The sequence below is a fragment of the Nonomuraea sp. NPDC050691 genome, from assembly GCF_040654455.1.
Taxonomy (GTDB): domain Bacteria; phylum Actinomycetota; class Actinomycetes; order Streptosporangiales; family Streptosporangiaceae; genus Nonomuraea.
In genome coordinates, this window is sequence record NZ_JBFAIA010000217.1 from 1 (window position 1) to 12,571 (window position 12,571).

Below are 12,571 nucleotides of genomic sequence, written 5' to 3' on the forward strand. Positions count from 1 at the left end.
ACTTCGCCGCCGTGCGCGAGGCCGGCGACCGGGTACGGCGGCCCGGCGTGGCCCGGGCGCTGCGCGCCGTCGCCGCGGACGGGCGCGACGGCTTCTACCTCGGCGAGTTCGGCGAGGGACTGCTGGAGCTCGGCGCGGGCGAGTACGACCGGGCCGACCTCGCCCGGCCCAACGCCGACTGGGTGACCCCGCTCCGGGTCCGGGCGTTCGGCCACGACGTCTGGTCGATGCCGCCCAACTCCCAGGGCTACCTGCTGCTCATGGCGCTGGGCATCGCCGACGGGCTCGACCTGCCCGCCTCGCCGGACGACCCGCTGTGGGCGCACCTGCTGGCCGAGGCCGCCCGGGTGAGCGGCCACGACCGGCTGGCCCTGCTGCACGAGGACGCCAAGGACCTGCTGTCAGCCGAGGAGATCGAGCGGCGCCGGGCGCTGGTGGACCCGGCGCGCAGGCTCCGTCTCGGCGCCCCGGCCGCGCCGGGCGACACCACGTATCTCTGCGCGGTGGACGGCGACGGCATGGGCGTCTCCCTCATCCAGTCGAACGCCGCCGGCTTCGGCAGCATGGTGTTCGAGCCCCGTACCGGGATCAACCTCCACAACCGCGGCATCGGCTTCTCGCTGACGCCCGGCCACCCGGCGGAGTACGGCCCAGGCCGCCGGCCGCCGCACACGCTCGCGCCGGCGCTGGTCACCCGTCCCGACGGGTCGCTGCGCTCCGTGGTGGGCACCATGGGCGGCGACGCGCAGCCGCAGATCCTGCTCCAGGTCATCGCCCGGCTGCTGCGCCACGGCGAGCGGCCGGGCGCGGCGATCTCGGCGCCGCGCTGGCGGATCGGCGCGGGCGGCACGGGCTTCGACACCTGGTACACGCCCGACGACACGGTCCTGGACCTGGAGGAGGGCGCGCCCTGGTCGGACGGGCTGGCCGCGCTCGGCCACCCGGTGACCGCGCGGCCGTACGGGGGCATGTTCGGCCACGCGCACCTCATCGACGTACGGCCGGACGGGACGCTGGCGGGCGCGGCGGACCCGCGCGCGCTCATCGGCGCCGCGATCGGCCGCTGACGGAGCGGATCCCGCGCCCGCCCGGGGCGATTGGAGCGCCGCCGGGCGGGTAGCACGAGGCCCCATGGCGACCGATGTCATCACACTCATCACCCGTGACCACCGCAAGGTCGAGGCGCTCTTCGAGCGGCTCAAGAAGAAGGAGGGCGACCGGCGGGCCACCGTCGCGGAGCTGCACGCCCTGCTCACCGCGCACGCCCGGGCCGAGGAGGACCGCGTCTACCCCGGCATCGACGCGCACCACGAAGTGGAGGAGCACAAGGAGGCGGAGGTGCTGCTCGACGCCCTCAAGCGGGCCGACCCGGGCACCGCCGAGTTCGAGGACACCCTCGTCAAGCTGGAGGAGTCCGTCAACCACCACGTGCAGGAGGAGGAGAGCGAGCTCCTGCCGAAGCTGGCGAGCGAGGTCGACGCCAAGGAGCTGGAACGGCTCGGCGCGGCCTTCCAGAAGCGACGGGACGAGGAGCTCACCGCGCTGACGAGCGGCTCCTCAGCCGAAGGCGGGGCGACGAAGGCGGAGCTGTACAAGGAGGCGCAGAAGGCCGACATCCCCGGCCGCTCGCAGATGGACAAGGAGGAACTGGAGGAGGCTCTTCGGAAGGCCGGATCCTAGGGTTCCGGCCCTGCGTACGGGTAGGGGTGCCCCTATGACTGAACAACCTCCGGACAGGTACGGCTTCGCCGACGAGCAGGAGATCGAGGTCGAGGAGTGGACCGACGACCTCGGCCTCGACCACCGCATCGACGAGGACGACCCTCAGCACCAGGACTCCCTCGACGAGCGGCTGTGGCGGGAGAAGCCCGAAGGGGAGAGACCACGCCGGGACGGCCATCGCATCACGCAGCCCGACGAGGGCCTGGCGCCCGACGAGGAGAAGGACGAGGTCGGCGAGGACTGGGGGGAGGACTCCGGCGACCTGTCGGCCGAGGAACGGGCGGTCCACGTCGCCCCGGACGACCTGGCCCCCGGTCCTCCCCGCCTCGGCGACGAGGACGAGGGCCGGACCGGCGGGGGCACCGCCCGCTGACCGGCCCCCCACGCGGCGCGGGCCTCAGTCGATGCGGGACAACGCCGGGAGCAGGCCGTGCAGGTCGTCGACGACCACGTCGGCGTCCTGGGCCCGCGGCCGCTCGGCGTGCAGGTAGCCCCACGGCCCGCGCCGCAGCAGGGCGGTGCGCATACCCGCCCTGCCGGCCGGCAGCACGTCGTTGTCGAGCCGGTCGCCCACGTAGAGGATCTCGGCCGGCTCGCGCCCCGCGACCGCGGCGACCTTGGCGAAGAACGCCGGGTCGGGCTTGGACACGCCCCACCCTTCCGAGGTGTGGACGGAGTCGGCCGGCAGGTCCATGGCGACCAGCGCGTCGTAGGCCCGGGCCGGCTGGTTGCCCGCGATGATCACCTGGAGGCCGGCGGCGCGCAGCGCGGCCAGGGCGTCGCGGACGTCCGGGTAGAGGTCGTCGGCGTCGAAGTGGTTGCGCAGGCCGTCCGGCTCGTCCCGCTCCCAGGCCGCCATCTCGGCGTCGAGGTCGATGCCGGGCCGGACGAGCTCGAACGCCTCGCGGTGCGAGCGGTCCAGCGCCGCCATGCCGCCCAGCGCGCCCATCATCACGAACCTGCTCACGCCCAGCCGGTCGGCCCACCGTGACCAGATGCGGGTCTCGTCGATGAGCGTCTCGCCGACGTCGAACACCACTGCCTTGATCATCCCTGCCCCTTCTCGTCGGCCCCCACTGTACGGGCGGGCGAAAGGCGCTTCAGCGGAGGGGCAGGGGCATGCAATACTTAGCGTGCCCGTTCGACTACGGAGGGACGGCCGATGAGTGTGGTGTTGCCGAAGAAAAACCGTAAGCGCCCGAAGATGTGGCTCGCCAAGGACAGAGGCGTGCCCGAGACGGGACGAGAGTTGTTCGACGCACTCCCAGAGCTGCCGGGCTTCCGCGCTGAAGTCATAGAAGGAAGTGTGGTCCTGACCCCCGTCGGCACCCCCGAGCACGCTGACTGCGCCATGGAACTGAGCTACTTTCTCGCTCCGGTCATCCGCGAGCGCGGCTGGAAGGGCTACGCCGGAAATATCGACGTGTGCCTCGACGGCTCTCGCGAACCTGTTGAGCCTGACTATGTGCTGGCGCCCTCCGACTGTCCTCGCTGGGGGGAGCGTGAACTGTGTTCCTCCGGCTTGATCATGGTTGCCGAAGTGGTCTCCAAGGGGAGCATCGTTCGCGATCGCACCGAGAAGCCGCGCCTCTATGCGGCGGCCGGCGTACCGATCTATCTGCTGATCGACATCGTCGCCACCCCTCAGACGGTCACTGTCCACAGCGCCATCGACGACGGCGCCTACATCGCGGTCGCCACGGTGCCGATCGGCTCGGCAGTCCGCCTGCCCGCCCCCGTCAACCTGGAGCTCGACACCTCGATCTTCAAGGGCTGAGCTTCTCCATCGCCTTGGCGATGCGCTTCTCCGACACCGGGGTGGGGGTCCCGAGCGTCTGGGCGAAGAAGCTGACCCGCAGTTCCTCGATCATCCACCTGATCTCCACCACGTCCGGGTCGGTGCGCCGGGCCGGGTGGAGCTTGTCCAGCAGGTCGTGGTAGTCGTCCTCGACCTTGTGCACCCGCGCCATCCACTCCTCGTCGCGCCAGGGCTCCTCCGGCAGCTTGGTCAGCCGCCGTTCGACGGCCCGCAGGTAGCGCAGCACGTCGGACAGCCGCCGCCGGCCGGTCGCGGTGACGAATCCCGCGTACACGAGCCCGCCGAGCTGCGCGCGCACGTCCTCCGTCGAGGCGCTCGACCGCAGCGACTCCAGCCGCGTGCCCACCGCGTGCCACACGCTCAGGATCTGCTCCACCTTGGCCAGCACGTCGGCCGACGTCTCGTGCAGCTCGGCGCGTACGTGCTGGTGGAGGCGGTCGAAGGAGACCGGGTCCCAGGCGGTGCCGCCCATGTCGAGCATGAGCTGGTCGGCCGCCGCGTTGACCACGTCGTCGAACAGCGCCACGGCCCCGCCGTGGGGACTGCGCGACAGGGCCAGCTTGGCCTGGTTGGACAGTCCGGCGAGCAGTGACTTGGCCGGGTTGGTGACGTTCAGCAGCAGCAGGCGGCGCGTGCCGGGCCAGTGGGAGCGGCGCTGCTCCGCCTCCGTCTCGAAAATCTTGATGGAGACCGAGTCGCCGTCGTCCACGAGGGCCGGGTAGCCCTTCATGCGGCCCTGCTCGAACACCTTCGGCAGCGTGCCGAAGCTCCACGTGCGCAGGCCCGTGCGCTCCAGGTCGTCGGCCGCCGCCGACAGCGTGCGGCGCAGGCGCGGCGCGAGGCGCCGCTTGAGCGCGTCGAGGTCCTTGTCCTCGGCGATCGTCCGTTTGCGCTCGTCGATCACCCGGTACGTGATGCGCAGGTGGTCGGGGAGCTGGTCGAGCTGCCAGGCCTCGCGCGGCACGCGCACCCCGGTGAGCCGCAGCAGCTCGCGCTCCACGGCCTCCAGCAGCGGCTCGCCGCCCTGTTTCACGCCCGCCAGCACCTGCTTGGCGTAGTTGGGGGCGGGCACGAAGTTGCGGCGGATGTGCTTGGGCAGCGACCTGATCAGCTCGGTGACGAGCTCCTCGCGCAGGCCGGGGATCTGCCAGTCGAAGCCGTCGGAGCCGATCTGGTTGAGCACCTGGAGCGGCACGTGGACGGTCACGCCGTCGGCGTCGGCGCCCGGCTCGAACTGGTAGGTCAGCTTCATCCGCTGGCCGAGCTGGCGCCAGGTGTCGGGGTAGTCCTGGGTGCTGACGTCGGCGCCCTCGTTGACCAGCATCTCGGGCGAGAACGTCAGCAGCTCGGGGTCGGTGGCGCGGGCCTTCTTCCACCAGGCGTCGAAGTGGCGGGCCGACACCACGTCGGCGGGCACCCGCCGGTCGTAGAAGTCGAACAGCGCCTCGTCGTCGACCATGATGTCGCGGCGGCGGGCGCGGTTCTCCAGCTCCTCGACCTCCTGGAGCAGCCGCCGGTTGGCGCGCAGGAACTCGTGGTGGGAGTCCCACTCCCCCTGGACGAGGGCGTGCCGGATGAACAGCTCACGCGACAGCTCGGGGTCGATGCGCCCGTAGTTGACCTTGCGGCCGGTCACCAGCGGCACGCCGTACAGGGTGACCTTCTCCAGCGCGATGACCGCGCCCTGGTCCTTCTCCCAGTGGGGCTCGGAGTAGTTGCGCTTGACGAGGTGCTGGGCGAGCGGCTCGACCCAGCCGGGCTCGATCTTGGCGTTGACCCGGGCCCACAGCCGCGAGGTCTCGACCAGCTCGGCCGACATGACCCACTGCGGCTGCTTCCTGGCCAGGGCCGAGCCGGGGAAGATGGCGAAGCGGGCGTTGCGGGCGCCGATGTACTCCTGGAGGGGGCGGCGCCCCTCGGCCGGGCGCTGCTTGTCCATGACGTCCTTGACGCCGATGTGGGACAGCAGGCCGGACAGCAGCGACACGTGCACGCTGTGCGGGTCGCCGGGATGGCTGTTGGGCTGGGCGCCGAGCGCCTGGCGGAGCTGGCTGTAGATGTCCTGCCACTCGCGTACGCGCAGGTAGTTGAGGTACTCGGCCTTGCACAGGCGGCGGAAGGCGCTGGAGGACAGCTCCTTCTGCTTGTCCTGGAGGTAGTGCCAGAGGTTGAGGTAGGCGAGGAAGTCGGACTCGGGGTCGGCGAAGCGGCGGTGCTTCTCGTCGGCCTGCTGCTGCTTGTCGGCGGGGCGCTCGCGCGGGTCCTGGATGGACAGCGCGGCGGCGATCACCATGACCTCGCGCAGGCAGCCGTGCTTCTCGGCCTCCAGCACCATGCGGCCGAGCCGCGGGTCCACCGGCAGCGTCGCGAGCTTGCGGCCGACCGGGGTGAGGTGGCCCTCCTCGTCGAACGCGCCCAGCTCGTGCAGCAGGTTGACGCCGTCCTTGACCTGGCGGCGGTCCGGCGGCTCCACGAACGGGAACGCCTCGATGTCGCCCAGCCCGATGGAGGTCATCTGCAGGATGACCGAGGCGAGGTTGGTGCGCAGGATCTCCGGGTCGGTGAACTCCGGCCGGCCCAGGAAGTCCTCCTCCTCGTACAGCCGGATGCAGATGCCGTCGGAGGTGCGGCCGGAGCGGCCCTTGCGCTGGTTGGCGCTGGCCTGGGAGATGGCCTCGATGGGCAGCCGCTGCACCTTGGTGCGGTGGCTGTAGCGGGAGATGCGGGCGTAGCCGGGGTCGACGACGTACTTGATGCCGGGGACCGTGAGCGAGGTCTCGGCCACGTTCGTGGCCAGCACGACGCGGCGGCCGGTGTGGCGCTGGAAGACGCGGTGCTGCTCGGCGGCGCTCAGCCGCGCGTACAGCGGCAGGATCTCGGTGTTGCGGAACTCGGCCTTGCCGAGCGCGTCGGCGGCGTCGCGGATCTCCCGCTCGCCGCTGAGGAAGACGAGGATGTCACCCGGCCCCTCGGTGACCAGCTCGCGGCAGGCGTCGACGATGCCCTGCGTCTGGTCGTCGTCCTCGCCGAGCGGCCGGTAGCGGACCTCGACGGGGTAGGTGCGGCCGGACACCTCGATGATCGGCGCGTCGCCGAAGTGGCGGGAGAAGCGCTCGGGGTCGATCGTGGCGCTGGTGATGATGACCTTGAGGTCGGGGCGCCGGGGCAGGAGCTGCTTGACGTAGCCGAGGATGAAGTCGATGTTGAGGCTGCGCTCGTGGGCCTCGTCGATGATGAGCGTGTCGTACTGCTCCAGCAGCCGGTCGTGCTGGAGCTCGGCCAGCAGGATGCCGTCGGTCATGAGCTTGACCAGCGTGCGGTCGCTGCCCTGGTCGGTGAAGCGCACCTTGTAGCCGACGACCTGGCCCAGCTCGGTGCCGAGCTCCTCGGCCACGCGCTCGGCGACGGTGCGGGCGGCGATGCGGCGGGGCTGGGTGTGGCCGATCAGGCCGCGCACGCCGCGGCCGAGTTCGAGGCAGATCTTGGGGATCTGGGTGGTCTTGCCGGACCCGGTCTCACCGGCGATGATCACGACCTGGTGGTCGCGGATGGCGGCGAGGATGTCGTCCCTGCGCTGGGAGACCGGCAGGGCCTCGGGGTAGGTGACCGCGGGCACGGCCTCGCGGCGGCGGGCCAGGCGCTGCTCGGCGCGCTCGACGTCGGCGAGGATCTCGGCGGCGATCTTGTCGCGGGCCTCGCGGGAGCGCACCCGGCGCGCGCCGTCGAGCCTGCGCCGCAGCCGCCGCTGGTCGCGCGGCATGAGCTCGGGCAGGCGGGACTGGATGTCGGTGAGCGGAGAGGACAACGCGGAGGTTCCCATACTGCTTTCAGGATATTTGAGCCCCGTGCGCCGGGAGCCAACGGTCCATGCTGCCGGACCGCGCCGCCGCCGCGCATCCCAATAATCCGCGTGGCGTGCCGCGAGACCCGGCTGTGCGGGGAGGTGCCCGCGAGCCATGACCGTGCGGCATGGCCGTGGCCGTCCACGGCGGGCCCACTCTCCCCAGAGTTGCGTCGTGAACGGCCACGCCCATCAATGAGACTCCCGAAACGCCGTTCCGGTTGCCTCCCGGGCCCACTTTCTTGATCAGGAAAGCGGATCAGCCGGTCCGGCTGGCCGCCAGCTGGGCCGCGCCGATGATGCCCGCCTCGTTCTGCAGCGCGGCCGGCACGATCGGCGTGTCGATGTGGATGTGCGGCAGCCACTTGTGGGCCTTCTTGCTCACGCCGCCGCCCACCAGGATGAGCGACGGGGAGAACAGCATCTCCACGTGCCGCAGGTACTCCTCGACCCGGCCGGCCCACTTGTCCCAGCTCAGCTCGTTGTCCTCGCGGGCCTTGTCGGAGGCGCGCAGTTCGGCGTCCTTGCCGCGCAGCTCCAGGTGGCCGAGCTCGGTGTTGGGCACGAGCACCCCGTCGGTGAACAGGGCGCTGCCGATGCCGGTGCCGAACGTGAGCATGAGCACGGTCCCGCGCCGGTCCCGGCCCTCGCCGAAGGTCATCTCGGCGATGCCGGCCGCGTCGGCGTCGTTGACCACGCTCGCGCCGCCGAACAGGTCGGAGGCGTCCACGCCGATCCACGAGTGGTGGACGTTGGCGGCGGTGTACACCACCCCGTCGCGCACCACGCCGGGGAACGTCACGCCGACGGGCCCCGACCAGTGGAAGTGCTCGACGATCTGCCGCACCACCTCGGCGACGGGCTCCGGCTTGGACGGCTGCGGGGTGGGAATGCGCAGGCGCTCCTGGGCCAGCTTGCCCGCCGTGACGTCGACGGGCGCTCCCTTGATCCCCGAGCCACCGATATCAATCCCCAAAACTTCCATATCCATCCATCTCCCCTACAGACGGCAAGAAACGCCTCCCTGGATATTTCCGGACCATACTGAACCCTGCCCCAGGTGCCCCGCGTATCTCGCGTCACAAGCGCTAACAAGGAGGCACGGATGCGGTTACGCATCATCACACTCTGCGCTGTTGCGGTCGGCCTGGGCAGCACTCTCGCCACTCCCGCACACGCCACCGCCACCCCCCGCGCGCGGTTCGACGTCGTCAACCTCGTCTCGGACGTCAGGGGCAAGGCCGCCACCACCGACCCCAAGCTGGTCAACCCCTGGGGCCTGGCCATGGGCAAGACCCTCTGGGTCTCCGCCACGGGCACCGGCAGCGCGACCGTCTACTCGGGCGCCGGCAAGAAGGAGCAGACGGAGGTCGGCATCCCGGGCGGGGCCCCGACGGGCCAGGTGTTCAACCCCACCGACGGGTTCACCGTGAAGGGCAAGCCCGCCACGTTCCTCTTCTCCAGCCCCAGCGGCGCGATCAGCGGCTGGAACGCCGAGGCGGACCCGAAGAACGCCGTCATCGCCGCGTTCACCCGCGGGGCCGACTACAAGGGCCTCGCGCTCGCGCGGACCGACGACGGTGACTTCCTGCTCGCCGCGGACTTCGCCGGCGGCAAGATCCACGCCTGGAACTCCGACTTCGAGCGGCTGCGGCTCAAGCGCTGGCAGTTCCGCGATCCGGCCGTCCCCTCCAACTACTCGCCGTTCAACGTGGCGGTCGCCAACGGCACCATCTGGGTGGCGTACGCGCTGCGTGACCCGGACACCGGCAAGTCCGTCGCCGGCGCCGGCAAGGGCTTCGTCAGCCGCTTCAACGCCGAAGGCCGCCTGACCGGCCGCATCGCGCGCACCGGGCTGAACGCGCCGTGGGCGATCACCGCGGCCCCGCGCGGCGCCTACGCCGGGTCGCTGCTCGTCGGCAACTTCGGCGACGGCACCATCCACGCCTACCGCAACAGCCGCCACCTCGGCGCCCTGCGCACCGCCAACGGCAGCACGATCCAGCTTCCCGGCCTCTGGGACCTGGAGGTCGGCACCGCGGCCAACGGCGGCGAGAACGCCCTGTGGTTCTCCGCCGGCATCGACGGCGGCCAGCACGGCCTGCTCGGCGTCATCCGCCCCGCGGGCTCCGGCGGCTCGTCGGCCACCACGCCCACCTCGACGGCGACCCCGGCGCCCACCTCGACGTCCTCGCAGCACTCCAACCACTCGTCGTACGGAGGCTACTGACCGGCCGCTGACGTTTCCGGCACGGCGGCGCGGCCGTGCCGGAAACACCTCACGACGACGGCGCCCGCACTTCCGCGTCGCTCGCGCAAGGATTTCGCGCCGCCCCCGAGGCCATGTCGGTGGGCGGCACTACCATCTCCCCGACGGGTGCGTACGGAGACGGTAGGGCATGACAGATCATCGGCTGCCACGCGAGCTGGGCCGGCTGTTCGCCGACGCCGGCAGGGGCCGCGCGCTGCGGGCCGCCCTGCCGCCCGGTGACCTCGTCTGGCCCGACCCCGGCTACACCGGGCAGGGAGAGCCGGCCAGGCCGGCGTTCTGGATGAGCGACGAGCCCGTCTCCGGCCACGAGTGGGCCCGCTTACGCGCCGAGCACGCCGCGAGCGGCCTCTGGCCGGTGCTGCTGGACGAGTCGGCCCAGCCGTGGTCGATCGGCCAGGTGGTGCCGGACGAGCCCGCGCAGATCGACCACTTCACGGCCGAAGGCTTCATGGACGAGGTGTGGCAGGAGTGGGTGGCGCAGATGCCGTCCGAAGCCCTCGCCGAGCTCGACCCCTACGGCGCCCTCTGCCCCGGCCTGGCGGCCCCCGGGGTGCCGAAGGCCGCTCCCGGTGAGGTCGCCGACTGGTACGCCGAGCAGCTCGCGGCGCGCGGCATGCCGCTGGGCCTGGTCGCGGCCCGGCGCGGCGCCGACGCGCTGGCCGTCATGGGCTGGCAGGGCGCCCTGCACCACAACGAGTGGATGGTGCCGCTCGCGGCCGTGGTGCGCAGCTGGGAGGACCGCTTCGGGGCACGGGTGGTGTGCGTGGGCTTCAACACGCTGGAGCTGAGCGTCGCGGCGCCTCCGGTGGACGCCGAGCACGCGCTGCACGTGGCGGCCGAGCACTGGACGTTCTGTCCTGACAACGTGGTGCAGGGTCCGGGTGATCTCCGCGGTTACGCGGAGCAGATCATCGGCCGGCACTTCTGGTCCTTCTGGTGGGACTGACCGGTCACCGGGGCTGAAGGACCGGCACTCGGCCCGCGACCGGGGCGGCGTCAGAGGACGCGGGCGACGGCGCCGTAGTTGCCCGAGGCGCTGGGCAGGGCGGCGCACGCCTCGTCCCGCCCGTCGGGCCGCCACTCGGGCACCCACACCAGCCCCGGCTCCACCAGGTCCAGCCCCTCCAGCAGCGCCGCCGACTCCGCGCGGGTGCGGACGACGTGGCCCGGCAGGGTCATGGCCAGCAGCTCGCCGATCGCGGGCAGCAGCTCGTCGGGAATCGCGTCGAAGGTGGTCTGGAGCAGGGCCAGGTAGCTGCCCCGGGCGGCGGCGTGGCACAGGCACTTGATCGCGTGCCGGGCCTCCTCCTCGCCGAGGCTGGGCACCGAGACGAGCACCAGGCCCACGGGCCGGTCCCAGTCGATGAACGTCTTGACCACCCGGTCGCCGAGCAGGTCCTCGACCTGCCGGATGTCGCCCTCCACCACGCGCACCAGGTCGTTCACCGGCTCGATCGTGGCCTGGGCGTAGGCCAGCACCATGGGGTCGTTCTCCACGTACAGCACCCGGGCGCCGGTGCGGCCCAGCGCGTCGCCGGCCAGGTCGTGCAGCTGGCGGCCGGCGGGCAGTCCGCTGGGCACCCCACTGCCGACGATCACGAACTGGTCCACGCCGCCCGCGGCCAGGTGGCGGATCACGCGGGCCAGGAAGGCCAGCACGGCCCGCGCGGCGGCGGTGGTCACGGGAGCGGCCTCGTCATAGCGGCGCACGGCGTCGCGGTCGGCCACGAAATTGTTCTTCCCTCCGGCGGCGGCGTCGAGCATACGGGTGATACGCGCCTGGGACGTGTTGAGCCTGGCCAAATTACGGATGGCACGTTGACGCATTTCCGTATCGCCCCTTTCCCCTCGCCTTGCCGTACGGGAAAGTTCCGCGGCCTCGACCCCACTCGGAGGACCAAGTTGAAAATGCTCCAAATGTCCCAACAATACAACCTATTGGCGCGAAATAATCGGGAAATATACGTTTCCCGGTGAATAATGGATCATCCTCTGGCGATCCGGTCACGGTGGGTGTTCAGCAGGTCGAGGGTTTCCTCGCGCGTGGTCGTGGTGACCGAGAGTTTGGCGAACGCCTGGTGGTAGGCCTCGACGGCGCCCGGCTCGGTGATCAGCTCGTCGCGCTCGACGGTGTGCGCGCAGGCGATGTCGGGCTCGAACGCCTCGGAGTAACGCCAGAGCGTGAACGGCCCCGTGCGGGGCAGGTACGCCGGGTCGTCGAGGGGCAGCAGGTGCAACGAGACACCCGGGCGCTTGGCGAGGTCGATGAGGGAGTCGAGCTGGGCCAGGTGGACGGCGGGCTCGGCGATGGAGCGCAGCAGCACGCCCTCGTCCATGATCGCCCACACGACGGGGCCGCGCCCGGCGAAGACCATCTCCTGGCGGGCCAGCACCAGCCGCACCGCCGCCTCCACCGAGCCCTGCCCGAGCGTGGCGGGGCCGGCCACGCCGATCGCCGCGCGGGCGTACGCCTCGGTCTGCAGCAGCGCCGGCACCGTCCGAGGGTCGTACACGCGGATCACCGAGGCCCGCTGCTCCAGGGCGAAGGCAGTGGCGAGCCAGACGGGCACCGCGCCCGTGTCCCACCAGGCGGGCTCGCGCTCGCCGCGGGCCAGGGACAGCACGTGCTCGCGCGCGGGCAGCGCGGTCACGCCGTACAGGTCGAGCAGCCGTTCCACCAGGGCCGGGGCGGGGGCCGCGCGGCCGGTCTCGGCGGCCTCGACGCGCACCGCGCCGCGGCCGAGCGCGCTCTCGACCTGCTCGGCCGTCAGGCCGGCCGCCTCACGCAGGCCGCGCAGCCGTTCGCCGAGCGCGGCTCGGACCGGCGGGGCCAGAGTGGTGCGCGGGGCCGGCCGCGCGGCCCCCGCGGGCGGGGGGTGCGGGGCGGGGGGCGGGGGGGGCGGGCGGGGGGGGGGGG

At 71.9% G+C, this 12,571-nt stretch carries 11 protein-coding genes; 6 read left to right on the forward strand and 5 right to left on the reverse strand.

Going from position 1 to position 12,571, the window contains the following annotated elements; translation table 11 throughout:
• The 3 genes from AB0H81_RS40020 to AB0H81_RS40030 form a co-directional block, all read left to right on the forward strand.
• Window positions 1-1,067, forward strand: a 1,067-nt coding sequence (locus AB0H81_RS40020) for a gamma-glutamyltransferase (protein ID WP_358386205.1), incomplete at its 5' end; no start/stop codon positions are given.
• Window positions 1,068-1,131: 64 nt separating this feature from the next.
• Window positions 1,132-1,680, forward strand: a complete 549-nt coding sequence (locus AB0H81_RS40025; RefSeq protein ID WP_358386208.1) for a hemerythrin domain-containing protein — start codon at window positions 1,132-1,134, stop codon at window positions 1,678-1,680.
• 34 nt (window positions 1,681-1,714) lie between these two features.
• Window positions 1,715-2,095 (forward strand): DUF5709 domain-containing protein, encoded by a 381-nt coding sequence (locus AB0H81_RS40030; RefSeq protein WP_358386211.1) that lies wholly within the window; start codon window positions 1,715-1,717, stop codon window positions 2,093-2,095.
• Between the two features lie 24 nt (window positions 2,096-2,119).
• Here AB0H81_RS40030 and AB0H81_RS40035 read toward each other — a convergent pair whose 3' ends face one another.
• Complete coding sequence (locus AB0H81_RS40035; RefSeq protein ID WP_358386214.1) at window positions 2,120-2,773, reverse strand: HAD family hydrolase; 654 nt, start codon at window positions 2,771-2,773, stop codon at window positions 2,120-2,122.
• 111 nt (window positions 2,774-2,884) lie between these two features.
• On the opposite strand from AB0H81_RS40035, the gene AB0H81_RS40040 reads away from it, so the two are divergent.
• Window positions 2,885-3,499 (forward strand): Uma2 family endonuclease, encoded by a 615-nt coding sequence (locus AB0H81_RS40040; RefSeq protein ID WP_358386217.1) that lies wholly within the window; start codon window positions 2,885-2,887, stop codon window positions 3,497-3,499.
• Here AB0H81_RS40040 and hrpA read toward each other — a convergent pair.
• Together hrpA and ppgK are read right to left on the reverse strand one after the other, a co-directional pair.
• Window positions 3,489-7,361 carry an ATP-dependent RNA helicase HrpA gene (gene hrpA, locus AB0H81_RS40045; RefSeq protein ID WP_358386220.1) on the reverse strand — a complete coding sequence of 1,291 codons (3,873 nt, stop codon included), beginning with the start codon at window positions 7,359-7,361 and terminating at the stop codon, window positions 3,489-3,491. The two genes, AB0H81_RS40040 and hrpA, sit on opposite strands and share 11 nt — an antisense overlap.
• 280 nt (window positions 7,362-7,641) lie before the next feature.
• On the reverse strand, window positions 7,642-8,367 hold the full coding sequence (gene ppgK / locus AB0H81_RS40050; RefSeq protein WP_358386222.1) for a polyphosphate--glucose phosphotransferase: 726 nt from the start codon (window positions 8,365-8,367) through the stop codon (window positions 7,642-7,644).
• A gap of 120 nt (window positions 8,368-8,487) precedes the next feature.
• Between ppgK and AB0H81_RS40055 the strand changes: the two genes are divergently transcribed.
• Together AB0H81_RS40055 and AB0H81_RS40060 are read left to right on the forward strand one after the other, a co-directional pair.
• Window positions 8,488-9,612: a TIGR03118 family protein gene (locus AB0H81_RS40055; RefSeq protein ID WP_358386225.1), complete on the forward strand. Its 1,125-nt coding sequence runs from the start codon at window positions 8,488-8,490 to the stop codon at window positions 9,610-9,612.
• 169 nt (window positions 9,613-9,781) lie between these two features.
• The gene (locus AB0H81_RS40060; protein ID WP_358386228.1) at window positions 9,782-10,600 is read left to right on the forward strand and encodes a DUF4253 domain-containing protein; all 819 of its coding nucleotides are present in this window, start codon (window positions 9,782-9,784) and stop codon (window positions 10,598-10,600) included.
• 50 nt (window positions 10,601-10,650) lie between these two features.
• On the opposite strand, the gene AB0H81_RS40065 is transcribed toward AB0H81_RS40060, so the two are convergent.
• Together AB0H81_RS40065 and AB0H81_RS40070 are read right to left on the reverse strand one after the other, a co-directional pair.
• Entirely contained in the window at window positions 10,651-11,481 is an 831-nt protein-coding gene (locus tag AB0H81_RS40065; protein WP_358386231.1) for an SAM-dependent methyltransferase, read from the reverse strand.
• 158 nt (window positions 11,482-11,639) lie between these two features.
• Window positions 11,640-12,571: helix-turn-helix transcriptional regulator (locus AB0H81_RS40070; protein ID WP_358386234.1), on the reverse strand; the 932-nt coding region annotated here is incomplete at its 5' end.

Bases quoted from the DNA above. Each gene is read 5' to 3' on its own strand.
- AB0H81_RS40035 (WP_358386214.1), bottom strand. From the start codon at position 2,773: ATGATCAAGGCAGTGGTGTTCGACGTCGGCGAGACGCTCATCGACGAG.
- AB0H81_RS40040 (WP_358386217.1), top strand. From the start codon at position 2,885: ATGAGTGTGGTGTTGCCGAAGAAAAACCGTAAGCGCCCGAAGATGTGG.
- AB0H81_RS40030 (WP_358386211.1), top strand. From the start codon at position 1,715: ATGACTGAACAACCTCCGGACAGGTACGGCTTCGCCGACGAGCAGGAG.
- ppgK (WP_358386222.1), bottom strand. From the start codon at position 8,367: ATGGAAGTTTTGGGGATTGATATCGGTGGCTCGGGGATCAAGGGAGCG.
- hrpA (WP_358386220.1), bottom strand. From the start codon at position 7,361: ATGGGAACCTCCGCGTTGTCCTCTCCGCTCACCGACATCCAGTCCCGC.
- AB0H81_RS40060 (WP_358386228.1), top strand. From the start codon at position 9,782: ATGACAGATCATCGGCTGCCACGCGAGCTGGGCCGGCTGTTCGCCGAC.
- AB0H81_RS40025 (WP_358386208.1), top strand. From the start codon at position 1,132: ATGGCGACCGATGTCATCACACTCATCACCCGTGACCACCGCAAGGTC.
- AB0H81_RS40065 (WP_358386231.1), bottom strand. From the start codon at position 11,481: ATGCGTCAACGTGCCATCCGTAATTTGGCCAGGCTCAACACGTCCCAG.
- AB0H81_RS40055 (WP_358386225.1), top strand. From the start codon at position 8,488: ATGCGGTTACGCATCATCACACTCTGCGCTGTTGCGGTCGGCCTGGGC.